We start from the raw sequence: 23,624 nt of genomic DNA, 5'->3' as shown, positions 1-23,624 counted from the left end.
CGATGGTCCGTGCCGAACTCCCCGTGTTTACCGCGCATTCTGGCATTCGCGGCCAGTGCCCGCGCATTGGGCGCCGTTCGGCGTGCAACCTCACGACATTCTCTATTCGCCACCAAGTACAGCGGACGAAGTTTTGCCGCAAGCTACTACCGCAATCGGAGCAATGGAGCTTCGTCGGCAATTGCGGCCGTTATTTGCCCTTGCGGCATAACCTGCTGCGTTGCGGTGGGCCTGTCCAGCCCAAGCCGGATGTTTTTAGGAGTTCCGAAGCCGCGCCAAATCTGGTTTTCCGCCCACACGGCTTGCGTGCAGGAGGCTTGAGAATAGCGCATCATCGCTGCCGCACAGCAAAGGGGCAGCCATGTTCGATCCGACCACGCTCACTGGGTTACACACCTGGATCAGTATTCTGGCCATCGTCATCGGCATACCCGTGGTCCTGGCGTTGATGCGGGGCGAGCGCGCGGGCGCCGGGCTCACCGCTGCGTTTCTGGCCTTGGCCTTTCTCGCGAGCGCGACAGGCTTCCTGTTTCCGTTCTTCGGCGTGAAGCCATCCCATGTGGTGGGCGGGATCGCCCTCGTGGTGTTGGCCGTGGCGGCCTATGCGCTCTATGGCGCCGGCCTTGTGGGCCTGTGGCGCGCGGTCTATGTCGGCTCCGCCGTGGCCAGCCTCTATTTTCTCGTGTTCGTCGCGGTCGCGCAGGCCTTCGCCAAGGTGCCGGCCTTTGCCGCCCTGGCGCCGACCCAGTCCGAGCCGCCGTTCGCCATCGCACAGGGCATCGTGCTCCTCGCCTTCGTCCTTGCCGGGGTTCGCGCGGTCCGCGCCCGGCCAGGGATGGTGCCCGCCTGAAAGGCTCACTTGCCTGGCACGCGCCACCAGGTTTCCGGCAGGGTGCCGTAAAGCGAGGCCCGCTCGGGCCGGGCGATATGCGTCCAGCGCGCAAGCCACTGCCCCGGCGTGTGGAACAGCGGCACCGCATAGGCGCCCGAGATGAGCACCCGGTCGAGCGCCCGCGCGGCGGCCACGTAGCCGGCTTCGTCCCGCGCTGCGATGAGGGCGGCGATGGTGGCGTCGATGGCCGGCGCCTTCGCGCCCATATAGTTGCGGCTGCCCGGCGTGTCGGCGGCGGCCGCGCCGAAATAGAAGGCCTGCTCGTTGCCGGGCGAGAGGGATTGCGACCATGCATAGGGCATGAGGTCGAAATCGTAGGCCTGCCGCCGGGTGTCGAACTGCACCGCATCCACGTAGCGCACGTTGAGCGTGATGCCTGCCCGCTTCAGCTGCGCCTGCCAGGCGAGCGCGAGGCGCTCCTGGTCCCGCGTCACCACCATCAGCTCCAGCGCCAGTGGCCGGCCGCTTGCAGCATTCACCAGAGCGCCCTTGCGCAGCACGAAGCCGGACTGCTCCAGCAGATCGAGCGCGGCCTTGAGGTGGGTGCGGTCGCGGCCCGATCCGTCGGACACCGGGGGCCGATAGGTGCCCGCGAGCACGTCCGGCACGACCGAGCCGGGGAAAGGGGCGAGCAGCTTGCGCTCCAGCCCATCCGCCGGCCGCCCAATGCTGGAGAGGACCGAGCCCTCGAAGAAGCTGCCGGTGCGCCGGTAGAGGCCATGGTAGAAGCTGCGGTCCAGCCATTCGAAATCGAACAGCTCGATCAGCGCGCGCCGCACCCGGATGTCGTCCAGCGGCGGGCGCCGCGTATTGAAGACGAAGGCCGAGTAGGGCTTGGGAATGCCTGTGGGAATGGTTTCCCTCACCACCTCGCCGGACCGGACGGCGGGAAAATCGTAGGCTGTCTCCCAGCGTCCGGGATCGGTCTCGAAGCGGGCGTCGATGAGGCCCTTGCGGAACGCCTCGAACTCGCTGTTCGCATCGCGGAAGTAGACGAAATCCAGGCGGTCGAAATTGTAGAGGCCGCGATTGAAGGCGACGTTCCGCCCCCAATAGTCCGGATTGCGCTCCAGCGTGAGGGAAGCACCGGCGTTTAGCTGGCTCACTTTGTAGGGGCCGGAGCCGAGGAGCGGGGTGAGCGTCGTCTCCTCGAACCGCGTGCGGTCGATCCCCTGCGCGCTGAAGACGGGCATCAGCCCCATGATGAGGGGCAGCTCGGGGTCCGGCTCGGCGAAGGTGAAGCGCACGGTATGGGCGTCCGGCGCCTCGGCCTTGGTGACCTTGCCGTAATAGAGCCGGTGATTGGGCCGGCCCATATCGCGCATGAGGGAGAACGAAAACAGCACGTCGGCGCTGGTCAGCGCGCTGCCGTCCGAGAAGCGGGCGGCCGGATCGAGGGTGAACTCGACGAAGGAGCGCGTCTCGTCGGTGGAGACGGCACGCGCGAGCAGCGGGTAGAGCGTGAAGGGCTCGTCCAGCGAACGCGCCATCAGGCTTTCGGTCACCATGCCGCGCAGGACGGCGGGCGAGGTGCCCTTCACGATGAAGGGATTGAGGCTGTCGAAGGTGCCGAGCAGGGAGAGCGTCAGCCGTCCCCCCTTGGGCGCATCGGGATTGGCATAGGCGAGCGACGTGAAGCCGGGCGGCAACGCGGGCGCCCCGCGCATCGCGATGGCCGCGGCCTTGTCAAGCGGTTGGGCCGCGGCTCGGTCGCCTCCGGGCGCCAGCAGAATGGCGACGGCGAGAAGGCAAGCCGTCCCCGTCGCGCGCAGGGCTGTTCCGCAGCCGGTCATCATGGCCCTCCGACGCACCTTTGCCCCCGCAAGGCCAAGCATAGCAAAGACGGGGTCTTGATTCGTATGCCATAATCAGACACCCACGCGCGGCGTCCGGTAAGCATTTGCCGCAGGTTGCAGGGGGCGCCGTCAGTTGGCCGCAATCCTCCGCAATCTAGCGCCTGCCGCCAGATGTGAAGATGACGACCGGTTTGTCACCTTCTCGCCTCAATTGGGCAGGAGAGAGCCGGTGTCCGAGAGGGGGCGCGGGCTGCTCCGGCGTGCGCGTGCGCCTGCGCATGCGGGAGCCCGGCGGCAGAGACCACAGGAAAGGCCACGATGACGAAGACCCATTCCACCGCGCGGCTCACGGCGTCCGTCGCCGCCACGCTGCTCACTGTGGCGCTCGCCGGTCCGGCCTTTGCCCAGACCCAGCCCTCCGCGACCCAGCCGGCGAAGCCTGCCGCCCCGGCCAAGCCTGCGGCGCCCGCCGCCAAGCCTGCGGCGCCCGCCGCTGCCGCGCCCGCTGGTGCGGCGCAGCCGGGCCAGGCCCAGCAGGGCGAGCCGGACGTGAAGTTCTCCGCCTCGCCGTGGCAGAAGATCTGCCAGGAAGTCCCCGAGCGGAAGAAGCAGGTCTGCGTGCTGACCCAGGTGCTCGGCGTGGAAAGCCAGGCGATCGCCAAGGTCGACATCATCGAGATGCAGGATGAGCCCAAGAAGCACATCAACATCTCCGTGCCGCTCGGCATGCGCCTCCAGCCCGGCCTGCGCATCACCCTCGACAAGGACCCGGTGAACATCCCGTTCGTGCTGTGCCAGCCCATCCAGGGCGGCGGCGCGACCTGCATCGGCGATCTGGAGGTGGACGGCACCTTCGTCGCCAAGCTGCGCAAGGCCAATGCGGTCTATCTGCAGATGGTGAACGGCACCGGCCGCACCCTGAGCCTGCCCATCTCCAACGCCGATTTCGGCAAGGCCTATGATGGCCCCGGCATGGACGCCAAGGTTGCCATGGAGCTGGAGCGCAAGCGTGTGGAGGAAGCCCGCGCCGCCGCCCAGCAGCAGGAAGAGCAGGGCAAGGCCGCTCTTCTGAAGAAGGGCCAGGAGCTGGAAAAGGCCAAGACGGGCCAGTGATTTCGGGCCAGTGATCGGTCTGAACGTAAAAAACCCCCGGCACCGCCGGGGGTTTTTGTTTGCCGGCCCTCCTTGCGAAGGGCCGGGTCACACGTCGGGGCAGACGGGTCGGATCACTGCGGCTCCAGCACCGGCTCGATCGCAGGGGAGAGGAAGAGGTCGAGCATGCGGCTGGTGGCGATGCGCTGGGCCTGAAGCACGGCCCCTGCCATGCCCTGGGCGTCCGCCGCGGCTTCCTGCGCCAGCGACAGCGCGGTGGGGAAGGGCGCGGTCAGCTCGGCCGTCACCTCATCATGCTCGAACTTCAGCTCCGCATCATATTTGCGGGCGATCTGCTGCATCCGCCGGTTATGGGCGAGGCAGCTCATGAACAACGAACGGATGCCGCGATTGCGCGCGGAGAGGATCACCCGATCGAGCAGCAGGGTGCCAAGGCCGTGGTTCTGATAATCGGTCTCGACGCTGAAGGCGGCTTCCGCCTCGCCGGGCAGCACGTCGCCCATGGGGTAGAGCTCGGCGGCGGCACGCAGCTCGCCGTCGACGAAGCAGCCATGCACGATGGCTCCCGTGCGGAACACCCGCGACGCGTAGCGCTCGATGAATTCAGGGGATACTGCGGAGCCGAACCTGAACCGGCGGCTGTCCGTATCGAGCCTGAGGAGATGGTCCCGGAACCGTCCGGTTTCTCCGCTCCAAAGCTTCCGGATGATCCCCGGTGCGACCTCATCGGTCATAATGGTCTCCAGACTTGGCGTCTAAAACCTCCGGTTCCTCCCGGTCGCCCCCGCTTCTTGGTGGCCTCAAACTATGTGCAGCGCAGCAAAGGTCAATAGGGCTGACGTTGACCAATACGGCAAAGCCATGCCGATTTGGAGGCTTTGTCGGTTAGTTTTTTGATTTCACTCAAACAAAATGAGCCATGCGTCAGCCGCAGCTCTGCTGCGCTGCAACAGAAGCGTGCGGACATGGGGCAGCCGCAATTCGCTATGGCGGTGTCAACGCACCAGAATCGCGCGGAAATCGTTGACGTTGGTGAGCGTCGGCCCGGTCATCACCAGCCGGTCGAGGGCGGAGAAGAAGCTGTAGCCGTCATTGTTGGCGAGGTAGTCGTCCGCCTTCAGCCCGCGCGCGGTGGCGTCCGCCAGCAGCGCGGCATCGAACCAGGCGCCCGCATTGTCCTCGGTGCCGTCAACGCCGTCCGTATCGCAGGAGATGGCGGATATGCCCTCTCGCCCCTTGAGCGCGATGGCAAGGGCAAGCAGGAATTCCACGCTGCGACCGCCCCGGCCCTTGCCGCGCACAGTCACGGTGGTCTCGCCGCCGGAGAGCAGCACGCAGGGCGCGGCGGCCGGCAGGCCGTGCTCGGAGGCGGAACGGGCGATGCCGGCGAAGACGTTGCCGGCCTCCCGCGCCTCACCCTCGATGGCGTCGCCGAGGATCAGCGGGGTGAGGCCGAGCGCTTTCGCCTTCTCCTCCGCGGCCTTCAGCGCCATGAGCGGCGTCGCGATCATGTGCACCTCCTGGCCGGGAATGGCGTCGCCCGCGACCGTGTTGGCGCGGATGACCTGCTCCAGCTTGTCGGTGATCTCGATGCCCCAGGTGCGCATCAGGCCGAGCACGGTCTCGGGGTCCGAGGCCTCGGGAATGGTGGGGCCGGAGCCGATGGCGGCGGGATCGTCGCCGGGCACGTCGGAGATGAGGTAGGTGACGGCCCGCGCCGGGGCGATCGCGGCTGCGAGGCGCCCGCCCTTGATGGCGGACATGGATTTGCGCACCCGGTTCATCACGCCGATGGGCGCGCCAGACTTGAGCAGCGCGGAATTCAGAGCCTGCTTGTCGGCCAGTGTCAGCCCCTCGGCCGGAAGCGTCAGCAGCGAGGACGCGCCGCCCGACATGAGGCACACCACGAGGTCATCCGGCCCGGCGCCGCGCGCCAGTTCCAGGATACGGCGGGCGGCGTCGAGCCCGGCCTGATCGGGGACGGGATGGGCGGCCTCGACGATCTCGATGTGCTTCGTCTCGCAGCCATGGCCGTAGCGGGTGACGATGAGGCCCTCGCAGGGGTGGCCCCATTCCTCCTCGAACGCGCGCGCCATGCGGGCGGACGCCTTGCCTGCGCCGATGACGATGGTGCGGCCGCCCTTGGCGGCGTCGGGCGGGGCGGGGAGGCGGTCCCTGAACTTGCCTTCCGGCAAAGCGGCGGCCAGGGCGGTCTCGAAGAGCGTGAGCAGGATCTCCCTGTCGGAGGCCGTGGCCGTACCGGTTGCCTTGTCCATGGGCGCTCTCCCGTCCGCTTGTGCGAAAGTCTTATTGGCTCCGTGGCCTGTAGCGGCTCGCCGGGCACCGATCAATAAGCGCGGTGGGAAAGGCAGCTTTCCCGGGACAGGCAGAAACGTCGGGCAGAAGCGGCGGGCAGGAACGGCGTGGATGAATGGCGGGCAGGTGCATCCGCCGTCGCGAGCGCCTATATGCGGCCCATGACCCCCGCCTCCGAAACCGAGCCCCACCTTGTCTTCGATCGTGCCCTGATCCGCCGGCGTCTGGCCCGCGCGGCCGCGCAGGGGCCGGAGACCTTCCTTCTGGAGCGGGCGGCGGAAGATGTGGCGGACCGCCTGTCCGCGGTGAAGCGGACCTTCTCCAGCGCCGTCGATCTCGGCACACCCACCGGCGCGCTGGCGCAGGCGCTGTCCCGTCTTCCGGCGGTGGAGCATCTCGTCCGCGCCGCGCCGCTGGCCCATGATCTCGCGCCGCCCGCCGTCGTCGCCGACGAGGAGGCGCTGCCGTTCGCTGCCAGCAGCCTCGATCTGGTGGTTTCGGCGCTGGCGCTGCAATCGGTGAACGATCTGCCCGGCGTGCTGGCGCAGGTGCGGCGGGCGCTGAAGCCGGACGGGCTGTTCATGGCCGCGCTTCTCGGCGGCGGCAGCCTCACCGAGCTGCGGCAGGCCTTCGCCATCGCCGAAAGCGAGACCACGGGCGGGCTCTCCCCCCGCGTCGCGCCGTTCGCCGATGTGCGCGATCTCGGCGCGCTGCTGCAACGGGCGGGGTTCGCCCTGCCGGTGACCGACGTGGACCGCGTGGTGGTGCGCTATTCCTCGCCCTTCACCCTGTTCTCCGATCTGCGGCGGATGGGCGGGGCCAACGCCCTCGCCGAACGGCGCCGCGTGCCGCTGCGCCGGGCGACGCTGCTGCGCGCGGCCGAAGTCTATGCCGAGCGCTTTGCCGATCCGGACGGCAAGGTGCGGGCGACGTTCGAAATCGTGTTCCTCTCCGGCTGGGCGCCCCACGAGAGCCAGCAGAAGCCGCTGCGGCCCGGCTCCGCGCGCATGCGGCTCGCCGATGCCCTCAAGGTGCCGGAGCAGCCGCTGCCGCCCGGCGACGAGCCGGCCTGAACGCCGCATCGCAGCGCTTGGCCTTGCCCGTCCCCTCCCTCTAAATGGCGGGAGATGCGAAGGAGGGGCTGATATGAGCGGGGCAGGGGGAACGGCGGCGCGCGAGGAGCCGGTAACGATTGACGGCTTCCATCATGTGCTGCCGATCACGACCCGGTGGATGGACGTGGACGTCTACGGCCACGTCAACAACGTGGTCTATTATTCCTACTTCGACACGGTGGTGAACGAGCATCTCGTCTCCGCCGGGCTGCTGGACCCGCAGACGAGCCCGATCATCGGCCTGGTCGTGGAGACGCGCTGCACCTACTTCCGCAGCCTCACCTATCCGGCCCCGGTGATGGCCGGGATGCGGGTGACGAAGCTGGGCTCGTCCTCGGTGCGCTACCAGATCGCCCTGTTCCAGGGCGACGACCCGAGCGCGGCGGCGCAGGGGCATTTTGTCCATGTCTATGTGGAGCGGGCGACGCAGCGGCCGGTGCCGATTCCCGCGCCGGTTCGGGCGCTGCTCCAGACGCTGGTGATCTGAAAGGCGTCTGAAAATGCGAACGGCCCGCGTCCGGGAGGGACGCGGGCCGCCTTCATTCGCCGGAGGGCGCGATCAGCAGATGTACTGGGCGCCGTTGACGGTCATGGTCGAGCCGGTGATGAAGCCGGCGTCGTCGGAGGTGAGGAACACCACCGCGCGGGCGATATCCTCCGGCTCGCCGAGGCGGCCGACCGGGATCGTCGCCACGATCTTGGCCAAAGCCTCCGCCGGCACCGCGCGCACCATCTCGGTGGCGATGTAGCCGGGGGCGATGGCGTTGACCGTGATGCCGAGCTTCGCGGTTTCCTGCGCGAGGGCCTTCACGAAGCCGATCTCGCCGGCCTTGGCGGCGGAATAATTCGTCTGGCCGAACTGGCCCTTCTGCCCGTTGATGGACGAGATGCAGACGATGCGGCCGAACTTGCGGTCGCGCATGCCCTCGATGACGTTGCGCGTCATGTTGAAGGCGGAGTTGAGGTTGGTGTTGATCACCGCGTTCCACTGGTCGAGCGACATCTTGTGGAACTGGCCATCGCGGGTGATGCCGGCGTTGTTGACGAGGATCTCGATCGGGCCGACCTCGGCTTCCACCTTGGCGATGCCCGCCTTGCAGGCCTCGAAATCGGACACGTCCCACTTGTAGGCGGGAATGCCGGTCTTTTCGGTGAAGGCCTTGGCGGCCTCTTCATTGCCCGCGAAATTGGCGACGACGGTCTTTCCGGCGGCCTTCAGCGCCACCGAGATTGCTTCGCCGATACCCCGCGTGCCGCCCGTGACCAATGCGACGCGTCCCATGGTTTCCCTCCTTCACTTAACGCTATTGGCTCGACCTGAATAATCCCCACCCAGCCGAAGCGGGTCGAGCCACGCTCGGGCGGTGTGTAGCAAGTCGGTATTTCCGTTCGGAGACGAAGGGCCGCGATCCAAGGTCGCGACCCCTTTAAGGACGGGAAGGCCCGGGGCGCAGCCTTCCGTCCTGCTGCCTGAACCGGTCGGCTCAGTCGCGCTCGAGGCACATGGCGATGCCCATGCCGCCGCCGATGCAGAGGGTGGCGAGGCCCTTCTTGGCATCGCGCTTCTGCATTTCGTGCAGCAGGGTCACGAGGATGCGGGTGCCCGAGGCGCCGATCGGATGGCCGATGGCGATGGCGCCGCCGTTCACATTGACCTTGGAGGTGTCCCAGCCGAGGCCCTTGTTGACGGCGATGGCCTGCGCAGCGAACGCCTCGTTGGCCTCGATGAGGTCGAGATCGTCCTTGGACCAGCCGGCCTTTTCCAACGCGAGCTTGGACGCCGGGATCGGGCCGGTGCCCATCACCGACGGATCGACGCCGGCCTGCGCCCAGGAAACGATGCGGGCGAGGGGAGTCTTACCCTCGGCCTTGGCGCGGGCGGCGCTCATGAGCACCACGGCGGCGGCGCCGTCATTGATGCCGGAGGCGTTGCCGGCGGTCACGGTGCCCTCCTTGGCGAAGGCGGGCTTCAGCTTGGCCATGGCGTCAATGGTGGCGCCGTGGCGGATGTACTCGTCCTGGTCCACCACCACGTCGCCCTTGCGGGTGGAGATGGTGACGGGGACGATCTCGTCCTTGAACTTGCCGCCCTTCTGGGCCGCCTCGGCCTTGTTCTGGGAGGCGACGGCGAACTCGTCCTGCTCGGTGCGGGTGATCTGGAATTCCTTGGCCACGTTCTCCGCGGTCACGCCCATGTGGTAGCCATTGAAGGCGTCCCACAGGCCGTCCTTGATCATGGTGTCGGCGAAGTCGGCATTGCCCATGCGGACGCCGTTGCGCAGGTGCGCGGCGTGGGTGGACTGGCTCATGGATTCCTGGCCGCCGGCCACCACGACCTCGCTGTCGCCGTTGGCGATGGCCTGGGCGCCGAGCGCGACCGAGCGCAGGCCCGAGCCGCAGACCATCTGCACCTCGTAGGCAGGCGCCTCGATGGGCACGCCGGCCTTGATCGAGGCCTGGCGGGCGGGGTTCTGGCCCTGGGCGGCGGTGAGCACCTGGCCCAAAATCACCTCGCTCACGGCTGCCGGGGCGACGCCAGCGCGCTCGAGGGCGGCCTTGATGGCGATGGCACCGAGCTCATGCGCGGGAAGCGTGCCGAGCGCGCCGTTGAACGACCCGACAGGGGTACGCGCGGCGGCGACGATGACGACCTCGTCCTTCATGGAAGTCTCTCCTGGGAAGATCGGGCGGGTGGCTCCGCGCCTCTTTGCCGGATGGCGAGTGGGAAGGCTTGACCTCTATCGTGTCCGGGCCGGACCATGTGTCAATGACCCATCGCATGGCAAGGGGGCGGATCAAAAGCAGCTGTTCAACCTTGGTCGGGACGCCAGGGAACCGCGCTGCGAAAGGCGCCATGGGCAGCGCACACAAAGTGGTAGCTCTGCACTTGGAAACGCCTTAACCTGCCGTTCCGCCCAAGGAAACGGATGACCGGACGATGGCCAAATCGCAAGAGCCAGTCACCATCAAGAAATACGCGAACCGCCGTCTCTACAACACGGGGACCAGCACATACGTGACTCTCGAAGACCTCGCCAATATGGTGAAGGAAGGCGAGGATTTCGTGGTGTATGACGCCAAGAATGGCGAGGACATTACGCACTCGGTATTGACGCAGATCATCTTCGAGCAGGAAAACAAGGGGCAGAACCTTCTGCCCATCGCCTTCCTGCGCCAGATCATCCGCTTCTACGGGGACAGCATGCAGATGCTAGTGCCTCGTTACCTGGAAGCGTCCATCGACAGCTTCACCAAGGATCAGGGCAAGTTCCGGGATCACCTCTCCCAGACGCTTGCCGGCACGCCCTTTCCGGTGCCGGGCGCTCCGTTCGCCGGATTGGACGAGACGGTGCGCCGCAACATGGAAGTGTTCGAGCGTGCGTTCCACCTGTTCCTGCCCTTCCCAAAGGGCGACGAGCCGGCGACGCCCGCTGCTCCGGCCGCCGCGCCCGCGCAGGCTGTATCTGCGCAGCCCGAGCGTGTCGACGAACTCGACGTCCTGAAGCGCCAGATGGCGGATATGCAGGCCAAGCTGGAGCAGCTCGTTCCCAAGCCGGAGCCTAAGCTCGTGGCCAAGAACGATGCTCCCGGTGAAGCCCGCAGCCAGCCGAAGGAAGGCAGCGGCAGCTGATCGACCCGCGTCGCCGGCCGCCCGATAGGGGGCCGGCGTCTCGAAATCCAATACATGCGGAATCCAAGAGATGCGCGGTGGCCGGTTCAGCCGGGCCGTTGCATCGCAGTGCAGTCGTTACTGCTGCACGCGCGGATCTACGCTGAAGTCGCGTTGCGCGACCCGGATCGAGACCGAGAATCCGGCCACCACGTCCAGCAGCATGATGCACAGCAGGATGGCGAACACCGAGTTTCCGGCAGGGCGCACCAGCAGGAACTCGGCGAGGCCGGCCGCGAACACGAGCATCGACAGCATGTGATCGATGATCGAGCGCGAGGTGATGCGCGTCGACTTCAGAATCTCGAAAAACAGGAAGAACAGGCTGAGGACGATGAAACCCTCCGCGAGGGTGATCGTCCATTGCGCCCCCGACATCATGTCTACCGTGGTGAGCACAGTGGTCCATTCCGTGCCGGGCATCAGGAAGACCATGATGTTGTAGAGGGCGAGGGGGACGATCAGCAACGGGACGGGTGTCAGCATTGGTGCTCCTCGGGACCGCTCAGCCGGCAAAATGCCCAGGATGGCGCTTGGGATCACCCCTTCGGCACCGCCCGGCTCCGGCCGATGCGATGACACATCGGGCGCCAAATGTCACGGACGCGGAGGCGGCCCGGGGTGCGCCATTCCGCCTGATCGCCAGTTGGGTAAAGGGAGAATCAAGGGCGGGCGAAGGCAGCACGCGCAATGCGCCGTGCGCAGGTCGCGCGTTCATGCGCAGCCATTTGGCTCATGGGATGGGCAGATTTGGGGAGAGAAAGAGCGCCGTTGGAAAGACGCGTGCCGTTTGGGCCGGTCGCCCTAAAACGGTGATCCCATGCGCGGGAGCGAATCGCGTGGCGGCGACACGGGCGGGACCAGATGGGCCCGGTCGCTGAGCGTGACGCCTCCGGGGCCGAAGCGCCCGCGTGAAGGGCGCAGCGCGCCGACGGGTTGCGCCGGCGCTGCAGCGGGCGGCCGTGCGGCCGCCGCTCGCTTGATTGAAGCTCAGGCCTCGGCCTTGGGCTTCAGGATCTGACGGCCGCGATACATGCCGGTCTTGAGGTCGACGTGGTGCGGACGGCGCAGCTCGCCCGAATCCTTGTCTTCCACATAGGTGGGCTGCTTCAGCGCGTCGGCCGAACGGCGCATGCCGCGACGGGACGGCGAGGTCTTTCTCTTCGGGACAGCCATTGTCCAAACTCCTGAACGACGGAACGAGCCAGGTGACTCGCCAACTGGCGCAACATGCGAGCGCGCCGGCTGGCGCCCTTGCGGCTTTTCGAACTTGTGATCGGTGTGCGCCGAACCTGAAGACGGAAGACGACGCCTGTGCGCGTTCGTCTAGAGCCCGGTTGCGAAATGCCTGGAAGCAATTCGCGGGGCTCGCCCTGGGGCCAGCATTCCCGATTGAAGGCGCGCCTTATACAGGCTCGCGCGTGGGAACGAAAGCCCCGCCGTGCGTTTTCCAGTCGCCGGTATGCCGCAACAATGCCCTCTTGTCAGCGGAGGACACGTGAGCAAGGTTGCGCGCGCATCGGCGCATCCGACGACACATATCCGAGGAAAACGGCCCCATGAAGCGTTCCGCTCAGCTTTCCCTCTTCGCCGCCCTGCTCGCGGCCTCGGTTTCCGCGGCCTCCATGGGGGCGGCGTTGGCGCAGGGAGCCCCGGCACCCACGGCCGCTCCTGCTGCGGCCCCTGCGGCAGCCCCCGGCGCCGATCCGGTCCTCGTCACCGTCAACGGGACGCCCATCCGCCAGAGCGAGCTGAACATCGCCATCGAGGACATCGGCTCCGGCCTGCCGCCCGAAGTCCGTGGCCCGGCCCGCGATGAATACGTCCTGTCGTTCCTGACCGACATGACCCTTATCGCCAAGGCCGCCGAGGCGCAGAAGATCGACCAGACCCCCGAGTTCCAGAATCGCCTCGCCTACGCCCGCATGAAGGCGCTCATGGAAGCGCTCATGATGCAGGAGGCCAAGAAGGCCGTTTCCGCGGAGCTCAAGCGCAAGACCTACGACGATCTGGTGAAGTCGGCGCCCGCCGACATGGAAGTCCACGCCCGCCACATCCTGGTGGACGACGAGGCCAAGGCCAAGGACATCGCCAAGCGCGCCAAGGCCGGCGAGGACTTCTCCAAGCTCGCCAAGGAGAATTCCAAGGACAGCGCCGAGGACGGCGGCGATCTCGGCTATTTCACCAAGGACCAGATGGTGCCGGAATTCGCCGAAGCTGCGTTCAAGCTGGAGAAGGGCCAGGTCTCCGACCCGGTGAAGACCCAGTTCGGCTGGCACATCATCAAGGTCGAGGACAAGCGCCAGAAGCCGGTGCCGGCCTATGAGCAGGTCGAGGACCAGGTGGAACAGTACCTCGTCCGCAAGGCGCAGGCCGACATGGTGACGAAGCTGCGCGCCGACGCGAAGATTGAGAAGACCGCCGCCCCCGCCAAGCCTGCCGCTCCCGCTCCCGCTCCGGCTGCGCCTGCGGCTGATCCGGCGAAGAAGTGAGCCGGCGGCACCTGCCGTCGCCTTCTCTCTAAAAGAAAAACCCCCGGCTTGTGGCCGGGGGTTTTTTCGAGTCCAACGATCAGTGAACGGCTCGTCAGTTCACCAGATCGGGCCGCACCCGCCAGCCGCCGGCGCCATCCTCGGAGAGAGCCTCGGTGACCTTGGGGTGGCGCACCGGCTCCTCGGATGTGTCGCGCTCCAGATTCTGCTCGGAGACGTAGGCGACGTATTCGCTGTCCGCGTTCTCGGCGAGCAGGTGGTAGAACGGCTGGTCCTTGTGGGGGCGGATGTCCTCGGGAATCGAGAGCCACCACTCCTCGGTGTTGTCGAACACGGGGTCCACGTCGAACACCACGCCCCGGAAGGGGAAGTGCTTGTGGCGCACCACCTCGCCGATGCGGAACCTCGCCTGACGCATGCCCGCACCGAGTTCTGACGCAGCGTAATGCGTGGGGTCTTCGGGGATGCCGTCGCCAATGGGAGCAACGATTGCGGGCTTTGCGCGCGCTTTGTCCTGGCTGGCCATGTCCCGCCTCTTCCTGACTATTCCACTGCGCCCGAAACCGGGCGCGAGTGCCGCGGCGACCTTCGCCGCGGCCGCTGGTTAACTAATTCTCTCACAATCCGTAGGCTTTGCCCATTTCCGGGTCCTTGGCTGCGACAATGCGGGCAAGGTCGACGATCACCTTGGCCTGCTTCCAGGTGGCATCGTCCTGCATCTTGCCGTCGATCATCACCGCGCCCGCGCCGTCCGGCATGGCTTCGAGAATCTTGAGCGCGAACGCCACCTCGCCCGGATCGGGCGAGAACACGCGCTTGGCGATCTCGATCTGCGTGGGGTGCAGCGACCAGGCGCCGACGCAGCCCTGCAGGAAGGCATTTCGGAACTGGCTCTCGCACGCGGCGAGGTCGGCGAAGTCGCCGAACGGGCCGTAAAACGGCTTGATGCCGTTGGCGGCGCAGGCATCCACCATCTTGCCGACGGTATAATGCCACAGGTCCTGCTGATAGCCGGCGCGCGGCTTGTCACCGTCCGGATCGGCCAGCACCTTGTAGTCCGGATGGCCGCCGCCGACGCGGGTGGTCTTCATGGCGCGGGAGGCGGCAAGATCGGCCGGGCCGAGGCTCATGCCGTGCATGCGCGGGGAGGCGGCCGCGATCTCCTCCACATTCTTCACGCCCTCGGCGGTCTCCAGAATGGCGTGGATGAGGATGGGCTTTTCGATGGAATGGCGCGCCTCGAGCTGGGCGAGAAGCTGATCGAGATAGTGGATGTCCCAGGCGCCCTCGACCTTGGGCAGCATGATGACGTCCAGCTTGTTGCCGATCTCGCTGACGATCTCGACGATGTCGTCCAGCACCCACGGGCTGTTGAGGCAGTTGATGCGGGTCCACAGGCCGGTGGAGCCGAAATCGGTGGCCTTCGCCATCTCGATGAAGCCCCTGCGCGCGGCCTCCTTGGCGTCGGAGGGAATCGCGTCCTCCAGATTGCCGAGCACGACGTCCACCTGCCTGGCGATGTCCGGCACCTTGGCGCGCATCTTCTCCAGGTGCGGCGGCACGAAATGGATCATGCGCTCCAGCCGCACCGGCAGTTCGCGATAAGGTGCGGGCGCGCCGATGGCGAGCGGCTTGAAGAATTGGCGCGGCAGCTTCATGAGTCCCCCCGTATGGATCGGGCGAGGGGTGTACAACCCCCCGCAGAACCTGTTGATTGCAATGCAGCATAGCTCGCCCGCCCGCGCAACACGACTTCAGGGCGAAGGCGAAGGCGCATCGGGCAGGGGGACCTTGGGCATGATGATCTCGCGGCGCGGAATGCTCGGCGGTGTCGCCGGGCTGGCTGCTTCCACCCTGCCGGTGATGGGGAAGGACTTCTGGGGCCAGCGTCTCGCCAATGCGCCGCGGGACTTCCTGTTCGGCTACGGCTCCCTGATCAACGGGCCGTCGCGGACCTCCACCTCCGGGCGCCCCGTGCCCGCCATCGCGGCGCGAATCTCGGGGAGCTTCGGCTATGTCCGGTCATGGGCGTCGCGCTTCACCCCGCGCGAGGGCGCGGCTGGCTTCACCGCCCTCGGCATCCGCCCGCGCATGCCGGGCGAAGAGGCCTACAGCATCAACGGCGTCATCTTCCCGGTGAAGGACGAGGCCGAGCTCGCCGCGTTCGATACAAGGGAGGGCGGATACAACCGGGTGGAGCTGGATCAGGCCCATGTGGAAGCCGTCGACTGGGAAGGCCTGCCCCGCGTCGGCAAGATCTGGATCTACGTGCCGAAGAATTCCGACGGCAAAGGCCCAGCCGATCTCCAGTACCCTGACGTGAACTTCCCGCTGGTGCAGTCCTACATCGACGTGGTGCTGCAGGGCTCGCTAGAGGAGGGGCCGGACTTCGCCCGCGAACTCATCGAGACCACGCTGGACTGGAGCCCCTTCTGGCTCGACGACCGTCCCATCGCGCGCCGCGCCTGGGCCGATACGCCGAACTCCGGCGCCATCGACCGGCTGCTGGCGACGGTGGAGCCGGCCGCGAGCCAGTTCCGCAACCGGCTCTATCCCGAGCTTTATGCCGCTCGGCATCTGATGGGAAAGGCGGGGGCGCGCTGATCGGGGGCGCCTGCGCTTTCCATCCATCGCGGGGCTTTGTAGGAAGGGGGCACCAATGCTGCCTCCATCCCGCCGCCTTCCGGCCAGCCTCCGGCGATCATGAGCGACCTCTTCGGCCTCGCCTTTCCGTTCTTCGGCCTCATCTTCCTCGGCTATTTCTGCGGCCGCAGGGTGAAGCTGCCGGAGGCGGGGCTCGCCTGGCTCTCCTTCTTCATCATTTATGTGGCGCTGCCGGCGCTGTTCTACCGCATCGTGGCGCAGACGCCGTTCCACGAGCTGGCAAATCCCGCCTTCATCCTCGCCGTGCTGGCCTCCACCGCCACCATGTCGCTGCTGGCGCTGGGCGTCGGCCTGTGGTTCAGGAAGGGGAATATCGGCGAGGCGGCCATCGCGCTTACCGCCGGGGCCTATGCCAATGTGGGCTACATGGGGCCGGGCCTGACGCTCGCCGCCTTCGGGCAGGCCGCCGCGAGCCCGGCGGCGCTCATCTTCGCCACCGACAGCATGTTCTTCTTCACCGTCGTGCCGCTGTTGATGGCGACGCGCGGGCGGGGCGAGAGCATCGTCCACACCCTTGTGCTCATCGCCAAAAGGGTGCTGACCCACCCCTTCAACATCGCGACGCTGCTGGGCGTGCTGGCGGCGGCGTTCGAGTTCAAGGAGCCGGACGCCCTCTCGCGGATGCTGGATTATCTGAAGAACGCTGCGGCGCCCTGCGCGCTGTTCACCCTCGGCGTCACCGTGGCGCTGCGGCCGCTGAAGCGCGTGCCGGTGGAGCTTGCCCCGCTTCTGGTGCTGAAGCTCCTCGTCCACCCGTTCGTGGCGCTGGTCTCGCTCTCGCTGTTCGGGCCGTTCCTGCCGGTGTGGGAGGAAACGCTGCTGCTGATGGCCGCGCTGCCGCCGGCGCTCAACGTGTTCGTGCTGGCGCGGCAATACCATGTGTTCGTGGAGGAGGCGTCCACCGCCGTCCTCCTCGGCACGCTGTCGTCAGTCGTGACGGTCACGCTGATGCTCTACCTGCTGCGCGAGCACCTCATCCCGCTCAGCCTGTTCTGATCGTCACGCCACCAGCTTCACGCTGCCAGCTTCATGCGGCCGGCTTCACGCCGCCTTGTCGCCGACGCCGAGGCGCATGAGCGTCCGCCGCAGCGGGCCGACGCGGTCGAGCAGATAGAGGCCGAAGCCGCGCACGCTCTGCACCGGCACCAGATCGGACAGGAGCGAGCGGTTGAGCAGGTCCACGGCGGACATGCGGTTCGAAATGTCGCGCTGGCGCTTGTCCGCATAGCGCGCGAGCACCTCGCGGCTGCCGGGATCGCGCCCGGACGCCAACGCATCGGCCACGAGCGCGACCAAAGCCGCCGCATCCCGCAGGCCGAGATTGAGTCCCTGAGCCCCGATGGGCGGCATGATGTGGGCGGCTTCGCTCAGCAGCGCCACGCGGTCGCCGACGAGGCTTTCCGCAGTCTCCGCCGCCAGCGGGAAGGCGCCGCGGCCACCCTCCATCTCGAACCGGCCGAGCACGGAGGAGGCGCGCGCCTCCAGCTCCCGCGCCAGTGCCTCGTCGCCAAGGCCGAGCAGGCGGATGGCTTCGCGCTCGGTGACCACACAGACGATGGAGGAGCGCTCGCCCGCGAGCGGCACCAGCGTGAAGGGGCCGCTCTCGGTGTGGAATTCGGTGGAGGTGTCCTCGTGGGGCCGCGTGTGTCGCACGGTGGCGGTGAAGGCCACCTGTGGATAGGCGCGGTTGCGCATCTTGATGCCGGCGGCGGCGCGCACCGTGGACTGCCGTCCGTCCGCCCCCGCGACGAGGCGGGCGGAAAGGCGCGCGCCGTCGGCGAGGGCGAGCGTCACTGCATCCGGCGCGAAATCGATACGCTCCACGGAGGTGCGCGCGATGTGGAGGTCCGGCATCTCCATCGCGGCGGCGAGGAGGCTGTTGCGCAGGGCGTCGTTCTCGATGTTGTAGCCGAAGGCGTCGAGGCCGATCTCGGCGGAGCGGAAGGTCACCTCCGGCGCGCGCACAAGCCGGCGGGTGGCGTCGGCGATGCGCATGTCGCGCAGCGGCGCCGCGCGGGGCGCGATACTCGCCCAGACGCCGAACGAGTCGAGGATGCGCACCGAGCCTTCCAGCAGAGCCGTGGTGCGGTGGTCCGCGCCGCGATCGGGGCCGGTGACGAGCGCGGTCGACACGCCCCGCGCGGCGAGGCCGATGGCGGTGGCAAGTCCGGCGGGACCCGCGCCGACGACGACCACCTCGTGCATCACGTCGTGTTCCATCGCTGCCTCCTCATGGTCGGATCACGGGACACTAGAGCCGACTCTACTCCGGCGAAAGCTGCGGAGATGCCGCGGATACGTGCAGGACGAGGCCGCGGACCAGCGCGTGCGCGCCTGGTGTTGCTGTGCTTCGCACTTGCAGTCGCGCCGCGATCCGATCAGCCTTCGCGAATCTGGGGCAGGGGAGCGCGCCGATGCTGGATTGGATCACGTCGCCGGAAGCCTGGGCGGCGCTGGTAACGCTGACGGCCATGGAGATCGTGCTCGGCATCGACAATGTCGTGTTCATCTCGCTGGTGGTGCAGCGCCTGCCGCCCGCGCAGGCGCTGCGGGCCCGGCAGATCGGCCTTTCAGCAGCGCTTCTGCTGCGCATCGGGCTGCTGTTCGCGCTCTCCTGGCTGATCGGCCTCAGAGAGTCGCTGTTCTCGGCGTTCGGCCATGACTTCTCCTGGCGCGATATCATCCTCATCGGCGGCGGCGCCTTCCTGATCGCCAAAGCGACTTTGGAGATGCACGGCGCCCTGGAAGGCGAGGACGAGCCGGGCGCGGCGGATGGGGCCGGAGCGGCCAAACGCGCCTTCGCCTCCATTGTCGTGCAGGTGATCCTGCTCGATCTGGTCTTCTCGGTGGATTCCATCCTCACCGCCATCGGCATGGCCGAGCATCTGGCCATCATGGTGATGGCGGTGATCATCGCGGTGGGCATCATGTTCGTGGCCTCCGGGCCGCTCTCCGCCTTCATCGCCTCGCATCCCACCACCAAGATGCTGGCGCTCGCCTTCCTGGTGCTGATCGGCGTGACGCTGGTGGCCGACGGCTTCGGCGCCCATGTTTCCAAGGGCTACATCTATGCGGCCATGGCCTTCTCGGTGATGGTCGAGGCGCTCAACGTCGCCGCCGCCGGCCGTCGCCGGCGGCGGATCGCGCTCAACAGGGGAGGCGAGGAATGAACGCGGACAAGGTTCTGCTCGTCACCGGCGGCAGCCGGGGCATCGGCGCGGCCTGCGTGCGGCAGGCGGCGGAGGCCGGCTACGGACGCATCGCCATCAACTACACGCGCGACGCCGCCTCTGCGGACGATGTGGCCGCCGAGGCGCGGGCGCTGGGGGCGGAGGTTCTGGTGGTCAAGGGCGACATGGCGCGGCCGGAGGACATCGCCCGTCTCTATGAGGAGGTGGACGCCAATCTCGGCACCGTCACCGACCTCGTGAACAACGCCGGCATCACCGGCCGCGCCGGTCCCTTCGCCGATGCCGACCCCGCCGAGATGGCCCATGTCATCGATCTCAACGTCACGGGGGCGATCCTTGTGGCGCAGCAGGCGGTGCGGCGCATGTCCACCGCGCGGGGCGGCAAGGGCGGCGCCATCGTCAACATCTCCTCCATGGCGGCGACCTTGGGCTCGGCGGGGGAATATGTCTGGTACGCCGCCAGCAAGGGCGCCATCGACAGCTTCACGCTGGGCCTCGGGCGCGAGGTGGCGCGCGAGGGAATCCGCGTGAATGCAGTCGCGCCGGGCCTCATCGCCACCGACATTCACGATGCGAGCGGCGTGGTCGGGCGGCTGGAGCGCCTGACGCCGTCCATCCCCATCGGCCGGCCCGGCACGGCGGAGGAGGTGGCGGAGGCGGTGCTGTTCCTGCTGTCCGAAGCCGCGAGCTACACGACAGGCGCGGTGCTCAAGATTTCGGGAGGGCGCTGACTGCGCTTGCGGCCGACCCCGCCCGCCCTATGATCCCTCCAACTTCGGGAGGATAGGGGTTGGTTGCCATGGTTCATGCGGTTCAGGTGCATCAGACGGGCGGACCCGAGGTGCTCACCTTCGAGGAGGTGGTGGTTGCGCCGCCGGGGCCCGGACAGGTGCAGGTGCGCCACACCGCCATCGGCCTCAACTTCATCGACGTCTATTTCCGCACCGGCCTCTACAAGGCCGCCAGCATGCCCTTCATTCCCGGCAATGAGGGCGCCGGCGTGGTCGAGGCGGTCGGCCCCGACGTGACCGATTTCCACCCCGGTGACCGCGTGGCCTATGCCATGACCATCGGCGCCTATGCGGAGCTGCGGAACGTGCCAGCCGCGGCGCTGGTGCATCTGCCCGCCGCCATCGACGACCGCACCGCCGCGGCCATGATGCTGAAGGGCATGACGGCGCAGTATCTCGTGCGCCGCACCCACCACATCAAGCCGGGCGACGTGATTCTGGTGCAGGCCGCCGCCGGCGGCGTCGGCCTCATCCTGTGCCAGTGGGCGAAGCACCTCGGCGCCACCGTCATCGGCACCGTGGGCTCCAAGGACAAGGCCGAGCTGGCCCTCGCCAACGGCTGCGACGAGGTGATTCTCTACCGCGACGAGGACTTCGTGCACCGGGTAAAGGAGATCACCTCCGGCAAGCTGTGCGACGTGGTCTATGACGGCGTGGGACAGGCCACCTATCCCGCCTCCCTCGACTGCCTGAAGCCCCTCGGCCTGTTCGTGAGCTTCGGCAACGCCTCCGGCGCCATCAAGAATTTCGACCTGCTGCACCTCTCCGCCAAGGGCTCGCTGTTCGCGACCCGCCCCACGCTCGGCACCTTCGTCGCCAAGCGGGCCGACCTCATCGCCACCGCCAACGATCTGTTCGAGGCGGTGCTGACCGGCGCGGTGAAGATCCCGATCCACCAGACCTATGCGCTGAAGGACGTGCAGAAGGCACACCGCGACCTCGAAGGCCGCAACACCACCGGGGCGACGCTGCTTCTGCCGTGATACTCGCGCCTCCCTCTTCCTCATGGGGAGGGGGAGGGAGGCGGGCCAAGGCATGCGCGACATTCCCACACCCATGCAGTGACAATGGCTTGCGCATCCCGCCCCCCCGCATGATATCTACGGTCCAACAGGATGGGGCGGGTGCTCAACCCGCTCCGCCGTGCTGCGACGGATCGTTCCGGCCATGATGCGCCAATACGAACTCGTCGAGCGCGTTCGACGGTATAATCCCAACACCGACGAGGCGCTGCTCGACCGCGCCTATGTCTACGCCATGAGGGCGCACGGCAGTCAGCTGCGTGCGTCCGGCGATCCCTATTTCTCCCATCCGCTCGAAGTCGCCGCGATCCTCACCGATCTCAAGCTGGACGATGCCACCATCGTCTCGGCCCTGCTGCACGACACCATCGAGGACACCAGCGCCACCAAGGCGGAGATCGAGCGCCTGTTCGGCCAGCAGATCGCGACGCTGGTGGAGGGGCTCACCAAGATCAAGAAGCTCGACCTCGTCTCCAAGCAGGCGAAGCAGGCCGAGAATCTCCGCAAGCTCCTGCTCGCCATCGCCGACGACGTGCGGGTGCTCCTCGTCAAGCTCGCCGACCGCCTCCACAACATGCGCACGCTGAAATGGGTGCCGCCGGAGAAGCGGGACCGGGTGGCGCAGGAGACGCTGGACATCTACGCGCCGCTGGCCGCCCGCATGGGCATGCAGGACATGCGCGAGGAGCTGGAGGATCTCGCCTTCCGCCAACTGTCCCCGGAGGCCTATGAGAGCATCACCACGCGCGTGTCCGAGCTTCGGCAGGTCAACGGGCCGGTGGTGCAGGAGATCGAGCGGGAGCTGAAGGACGAACTCGCCCGGCGCGGCATCGTCGCCGAGGTCAAGGGGCGGGAGAAGCGGCCGTTTTCCATCTGGGGCAAGATGGAGCGCAAGGCCATCGGCTTCGAGCAATTGTCGGACCTCTACGGCTTCCGCGTGCTCGTCTCCTCGGTGGAGGACTGCTACCGGGCTTTGGGCGTGGTCCACACCAAGTGGGCCATCGTGCCCGGCCGCTTCAAGGATTACATCTCCACCCCCAAGCCCAACGACTACCGTTCGCTGCACACGACGGTGGTCGGCCCGCGCCGCCAGCGCGTCGAGATGCAGATCCGCACCAAGGACATGGAGGAGATCGCCGAATACGGCATCGCCGCCCATGCCCTCTACAAGGATGCGTCGGGCGCGCCGGGGGAGATGCTCTCCCACGAGAGCCGCGCCTACGCCTGGCTGCGCAAGACCATCGAGAATCTCTCGCAGGGGCTCTCGCCCGAGGAATTCCTCGAGCACACCAAGCTCGAGCTGTTCCACGATCAGGTGTTCTGCTTCACCCCCAAGGGCCGGCTCATCGCCTTGCCGCGCAAGGCGACGCCCATCGATTTCGCCTATGCCGTGCATACCGACGTGGGCAACACCGCCGTGGGCTGCAAGATCAACGGCTCCATCGCGCCGCTGGTGTCTGAGCTGAAGAACGGCGACGAGGTGGAGATCATCACCTCCAAGGCGCAGACGCCGCCGGGCGCGTGGGAAACCATCGCCGTCACCGGCAAGGCGCGCGCCGCCGTGCGCCGGGCCACCCGCGCCGCCGTGCGCGCCCAATATGCCGGCCTCGGCCGCAAGATCACCGAGCGGGCCTTCACCCGCGTCGGCAAGCCCTTCACCGAGGACGCGGTGGCGAAGGCCACGCCGCGCCTCGCACGCGCTTCGGCGGAGGATGTGTTCGCCGCCATCGGCCGGGGCGAGATCAAGACCGATGACGTGATCCGCGCCGTCTATCCCGACTGGGTGCCGCCCCGCCCCGAGGAGCGGTCCGAGCGCGCCAGCGGCGAGGGCTGGTTCGAGCTGAAGCGCGGGCACAACCTGAAGTTCAAGATTCCCGAGGGCGCCAAGGCCGAGCGGCTCGATGCCATCCCCATCCGCGGCATCAACGGCGACCTGCCGGTGCGCTTCGCGCCCGATGGCGGGGCCGTGCCAGGGGACCGTATCGTCGGCATCCTCACGCCGGGCGAGGGCATCACCATCTATCCCATCCAGTCGGCGTCGCTGCAGGGCTTCGAGGATGCGCCCGAGCGCTGGCTCGACGTGCGCTGGGACGTGGACGAACTGTCCGAGGGGCGGTTCCCCGCCCGCATCGTTGTCACCGCCCGCAACGCGCCCGGCTCGCTGGCGCAGATCGCGGGCGCCATCGGCGACCGGGGCGGCAATATCGACGGGCTGCAGATGCATGCCCGCTCGGCCGATTTCCACGAGATGGTGATCGACGTGGAGGTGTTCGACCTGAGGCACCTCAACGCCATCATCGCCGATCTCAAGGCCCGCGACGTGGTCTCGCAGGTGGAGCGCGTGAACGGCTGAAGTTGTTATGATTAGGCGTGTCTCACCGGTCGAGGCAGGTCCTTGAGTTGTCATGCCCCGGCTTGTCCGGGGCATCCACTGTCCCGTTTGCCGCGTGATCGATGACGGGGCACCGGCCTGTCGGCTAGGTGGATCCCCCGGACGAGCCGGGGGATGACAAAGCGGGTAACGGTGTTCTGGACCATGCAGGAACGCGCGTGACGACGGCA

22 protein-coding genes are annotated in these 23,624 nt (G+C 67.4%); 12 read left to right on the top strand and 10 right to left on the bottom strand.

Annotated features, from left to right (window positions below; all coding sequences use genetic code 11):
• Positions 1–361 precede the first annotated feature (361 nt).
• A complete protein-coding gene (locus J2126_RS24565; protein ID WP_209489541.1) occupies positions 362–850 on the top strand; it encodes a hypothetical protein in 489 nt (162 codons plus the stop codon).
• 5 nt (positions 851–855) lie between these two features.
• Here the strand turns inward: J2126_RS24565 and J2126_RS24560 are convergent, their stop codons facing one another.
• Positions 856–2,688 (bottom strand): extracellular solute-binding protein, encoded by a 1,833-nt coding sequence (locus tag J2126_RS24560; RefSeq protein ID WP_432445347.1) that lies wholly within the window; start codon positions 2,686–2,688, stop codon positions 856–858.
• Between the two features lie 318 nt (positions 2,689–3,006).
• Here J2126_RS24560 and J2126_RS24555 point away from each other — a divergent pair, with 318 nt between their 5' ends.
• Positions 3,007–3,801 (top strand): invasion associated locus B family protein, encoded by a 795-nt coding sequence (locus J2126_RS24555; protein ID WP_209489537.1) that lies wholly within the window; start codon positions 3,007–3,009, stop codon positions 3,799–3,801.
• A gap of 113 nt (positions 3,802–3,914) precedes the next feature.
• On the opposite strand, the gene J2126_RS24550 is transcribed toward J2126_RS24555, so the two are convergent.
• A complete protein-coding gene (locus J2126_RS24550; RefSeq protein WP_209489535.1) occupies positions 3,915–4,535 on the bottom strand; it encodes a GNAT family N-acetyltransferase in 621 nt (206 codons plus the stop codon).
• A 261-nt stretch (positions 4,536–4,796) separates the two neighbouring features.
• Entirely contained in the window at positions 4,797–6,077 is a 1,281-nt protein-coding gene (locus J2126_RS24545) for a glycerate kinase type-2 family protein (RefSeq protein ID WP_209489533.1), read from the bottom strand.
• A gap of 192 nt (positions 6,078–6,269) precedes the next feature.
• Here J2126_RS24545 and J2126_RS24540 point away from each other — a divergent pair, with 192 nt between their 5' ends.
• Together J2126_RS24540 and J2126_RS24535 are read left to right on the top strand one after the other, a co-directional pair.
• Positions 6,270–7,190 carry a methyltransferase domain-containing protein gene (locus tag J2126_RS24540; protein ID WP_209489531.1) on the top strand — a complete coding sequence of 307 codons (921 nt, stop codon included), beginning with the start codon at positions 6,270–6,272 and terminating at the stop codon, positions 7,188–7,190.
• A 73-nt stretch (positions 7,191–7,263) separates the two neighbouring features.
• Complete coding sequence (locus tag J2126_RS24535) at positions 7,264–7,719, top strand: acyl-CoA thioesterase (protein ID WP_245327568.1); 456 nt, start codon at positions 7,264–7,266, stop codon at positions 7,717–7,719.
• Positions 7,720–7,791: 72 nt separating this feature from the next.
• On the opposite strand, the gene phbB is transcribed toward J2126_RS24535, so the two are convergent.
• A complete protein-coding gene (phbB, locus tag J2126_RS24530) occupies positions 7,792–8,514 on the bottom strand; it encodes an acetoacetyl-CoA reductase (protein WP_209489529.1) in 723 nt (240 codons plus the stop codon).
• Between the two features lie 202 nt (positions 8,515–8,716).
• A complete protein-coding gene (locus tag J2126_RS24525; RefSeq protein ID WP_209489526.1) occupies positions 8,717–9,895 on the bottom strand; it encodes an acetyl-CoA C-acetyltransferase in 1,179 nt (392 codons plus the stop codon).
• Positions 9,896–10,170: 275 nt separating this feature from the next.
• Between J2126_RS24525 and phaR the strand changes: the two genes are divergently transcribed.
• Positions 10,171–10,863: a polyhydroxyalkanoate synthesis repressor PhaR gene (gene phaR, locus J2126_RS24520; protein WP_209489524.1), complete on the top strand. Its 693-nt coding sequence runs from the start codon at positions 10,171–10,173 to the stop codon at positions 10,861–10,863.
• Between the two features lie 117 nt (positions 10,864–10,980).
• Here the strand turns inward: phaR and J2126_RS24515 are convergent, their stop codons facing one another.
• Together J2126_RS24515 and rpmF are read right to left on the bottom strand one after the other, a co-directional pair.
• Complete coding sequence (locus J2126_RS24515; RefSeq protein WP_209489522.1) at positions 10,981–11,388, bottom strand: hypothetical protein; 408 nt, start codon at positions 11,386–11,388, stop codon at positions 10,981–10,983.
• Between the two features lie 504 nt (positions 11,389–11,892).
• The gene (rpmF, locus tag J2126_RS24510) at positions 11,893–12,078 is read right to left on the bottom strand and encodes a 50S ribosomal protein L32 (RefSeq protein ID WP_024279215.1); all 186 of its coding nucleotides are present in this window, start codon (positions 12,076–12,078) and stop codon (positions 11,893–11,895) included.
• A 383-nt stretch (positions 12,079–12,461) separates the two neighbouring features.
• On the opposite strand from rpmF, the gene J2126_RS24505 reads away from it, so the two are divergent.
• The gene (locus J2126_RS24505) at positions 12,462–13,394 is read left to right on the top strand and encodes a peptidylprolyl isomerase (protein ID WP_209489520.1); all 933 of its coding nucleotides are present in this window, start codon (positions 12,462–12,464) and stop codon (positions 13,392–13,394) included.
• 94 nt (positions 13,395–13,488) lie between these two features.
• On the opposite strand, the gene hspQ is transcribed toward J2126_RS24505, so the two are convergent.
• Positions 13,489–13,812 carry a heat shock protein HspQ gene (gene hspQ / locus J2126_RS24500; protein WP_209489518.1) on the bottom strand — a complete coding sequence of 108 codons (324 nt, stop codon included), beginning with the start codon at positions 13,810–13,812 and terminating at the stop codon, positions 13,489–13,491.
• Between the two features lie 199 nt (positions 13,813–14,011).
• Positions 14,012–15,052, bottom strand: a complete 1,041-nt coding sequence (locus J2126_RS24495; protein WP_209489516.1) for an HpcH/HpaI aldolase/citrate lyase family protein — start codon at positions 15,050–15,052, stop codon at positions 14,012–14,014.
• Positions 15,053–15,191: 139 nt separating this feature from the next.
• Between J2126_RS24495 and J2126_RS24490 the strand changes: the two genes are divergently transcribed.
• The gene (locus J2126_RS24490) at positions 15,192–15,998 is read left to right on the top strand and encodes a gamma-glutamylcyclotransferase family protein (RefSeq protein WP_245327567.1); all 807 of its coding nucleotides are present in this window, start codon (positions 15,192–15,194) and stop codon (positions 15,996–15,998) included.
• A gap of 99 nt (positions 15,999–16,097) precedes the next feature.
• Complete coding sequence (locus J2126_RS24485; RefSeq protein ID WP_209489514.1) at positions 16,098–17,054, top strand: AEC family transporter; 957 nt, start codon at positions 16,098–16,100, stop codon at positions 17,052–17,054.
• A 45-nt stretch (positions 17,055–17,099) separates the two neighbouring features.
• Here J2126_RS24485 and J2126_RS24480 read toward each other — a convergent pair whose 3' ends face one another.
• Complete coding sequence (locus tag J2126_RS24480) at positions 17,100–18,278, bottom strand: UbiH/UbiF family hydroxylase (protein ID WP_209489512.1); 1,179 nt, start codon at positions 18,276–18,278, stop codon at positions 17,100–17,102.
• A gap of 194 nt (positions 18,279–18,472) precedes the next feature.
• Between J2126_RS24480 and J2126_RS24475 the strand changes: the two genes are divergently transcribed.
• The 4 genes from J2126_RS24475 to J2126_RS24460 all read left to right on the top strand — a co-directional run bounded on the left by J2126_RS24475 (position 18,473) and on the right by J2126_RS24460 (position 23,415).
• On the top strand, positions 18,473–19,228 hold the full coding sequence (locus tag J2126_RS24475; RefSeq protein WP_209489510.1) for a TerC family protein: 756 nt from the start codon (positions 18,473–18,475) through the stop codon (positions 19,226–19,228).
• Entirely contained in the window at positions 19,225–19,980 is a 756-nt protein-coding gene (locus tag J2126_RS24470; RefSeq protein WP_209489508.1) for an SDR family oxidoreductase, read from the top strand. Before J2126_RS24475 ends, J2126_RS24470 begins: the two co-directional genes overlap by 4 nt.
• Before the next feature lie 68 nt (positions 19,981–20,048).
• A complete protein-coding gene (locus tag J2126_RS24465; protein WP_209489506.1) occupies positions 20,049–21,023 on the top strand; it encodes a quinone oxidoreductase family protein in 975 nt (324 codons plus the stop codon).
• 184 nt (positions 21,024–21,207) lie between these two features.
• Positions 21,208–23,415 carry a RelA/SpoT family protein gene (locus tag J2126_RS24460; protein ID WP_209489504.1) on the top strand — a complete coding sequence of 736 codons (2,208 nt, stop codon included), beginning with the start codon at positions 21,208–21,210 and terminating at the stop codon, positions 23,413–23,415.
• Positions 23,416–23,624: the final 209 nt, after the last annotated feature.

The organism is Xanthobacter flavus, from assembly GCF_017875275.1.
Taxonomy (GTDB): domain Bacteria; phylum Pseudomonadota; class Alphaproteobacteria; order Rhizobiales; family Xanthobacteraceae; genus Xanthobacter; species Xanthobacter flavus_A.
Note: the sequence above shows the minus strand (reverse complement) of the source record. Positions and strands in the feature narration are given on the sequence as shown.

Excerpts from the sequence above, each read along its gene's own strand:
- J2126_RS24490 (WP_245327567.1), top strand. The coding sequence starts at position 15,192 with ATGATGATCTCGCGGCGCGGAATGCTCGGCGGTGTCGCCGGGCTGGCT.
- J2126_RS24475 (WP_209489510.1), top strand. The coding sequence starts at position 18,473 with ATGCTGGATTGGATCACGTCGCCGGAAGCCTGGGCGGCGCTGGTAACG.
- J2126_RS24505 (WP_209489520.1), top strand. The coding sequence starts at position 12,462 with ATGAAGCGTTCCGCTCAGCTTTCCCTCTTCGCCGCCCTGCTCGCGGCC.
- J2126_RS24460 (WP_209489504.1), top strand. The coding sequence starts at position 21,208 with ATGATGCGCCAATACGAACTCGTCGAGCGCGTTCGACGGTATAATCCC.
- J2126_RS24555 (WP_209489537.1), top strand. The coding sequence starts at position 3,007 with ATGACGAAGACCCATTCCACCGCGCGGCTCACGGCGTCCGTCGCCGCC.
- phaR (WP_209489524.1), top strand. The coding sequence starts at position 10,171 with ATGGCCAAATCGCAAGAGCCAGTCACCATCAAGAAATACGCGAACCGC.
- J2126_RS24535 (WP_245327568.1), top strand. The coding sequence starts at position 7,264 with ATGAGCGGGGCAGGGGGAACGGCGGCGCGCGAGGAGCCGGTAACGATT.
- J2126_RS24480 (WP_209489512.1), bottom strand. The coding sequence starts at position 18,278 with ATGGAACACGACGTGATGCACGAGGTGGTCGTCGTCGGCGCGGGTCCC.
- J2126_RS24515 (WP_209489522.1), bottom strand. The coding sequence starts at position 11,388 with ATGCTGACACCCGTCCCGTTGCTGATCGTCCCCCTCGCCCTCTACAAC.
- J2126_RS24540 (WP_209489531.1), top strand. The coding sequence starts at position 6,270 with ATGCGGCCCATGACCCCCGCCTCCGAAACCGAGCCCCACCTTGTCTTC.
- J2126_RS24545 (WP_209489533.1), bottom strand. The coding sequence starts at position 6,077 with ATGGACAAGGCAACCGGTACGGCCACGGCCTCCGACAGGGAGATCCTG.
- J2126_RS24470 (WP_209489508.1), top strand. The coding sequence starts at position 19,225 with ATGAACGCGGACAAGGTTCTGCTCGTCACCGGCGGCAGCCGGGGCATC.
- hspQ (WP_209489518.1), bottom strand. The coding sequence starts at position 13,812 with ATGCGTCAGGCGAGGTTCCGCATCGGCGAGGTGGTGCGCCACAAGCAC.
- J2126_RS24485 (WP_209489514.1), top strand. The coding sequence starts at position 16,098 with ATGAGCGACCTCTTCGGCCTCGCCTTTCCGTTCTTCGGCCTCATCTTC.
- rpmF (WP_024279215.1), bottom strand. The coding sequence starts at position 12,078 with ATGGCTGTCCCGAAGAGAAAGACCTCGCCGTCCCGTCGCGGCATGCGC.
- J2126_RS24565 (WP_209489541.1), top strand. The coding sequence starts at position 362 with ATGTTCGATCCGACCACGCTCACTGGGTTACACACCTGGATCAGTATT.
- phbB (WP_209489529.1), bottom strand. The coding sequence starts at position 8,514 with ATGGGACGCGTCGCATTGGTCACGGGCGGCACGCGGGGTATCGGCGAA.
- J2126_RS24560 (WP_432445347.1), bottom strand. The coding sequence starts at position 2,688 with ATGATGACCGGCTGCGGAACAGCCCTGCGCGCGACGGGGACGGCTTGC.
- J2126_RS24465 (WP_209489506.1), top strand. The coding sequence starts at position 20,049 with ATGGTTCATGCGGTTCAGGTGCATCAGACGGGCGGACCCGAGGTGCTC.
- J2126_RS24495 (WP_209489516.1), bottom strand. The coding sequence starts at position 15,052 with ATGAAGCTGCCGCGCCAATTCTTCAAGCCGCTCGCCATCGGCGCGCCC.
- J2126_RS24550 (WP_209489535.1), bottom strand. The coding sequence starts at position 4,535 with ATGACCGATGAGGTCGCACCGGGGATCATCCGGAAGCTTTGGAGCGGA.
- J2126_RS24525 (WP_209489526.1), bottom strand. The coding sequence starts at position 9,895 with ATGAAGGACGAGGTCGTCATCGTCGCCGCCGCGCGTACCCCTGTCGGG.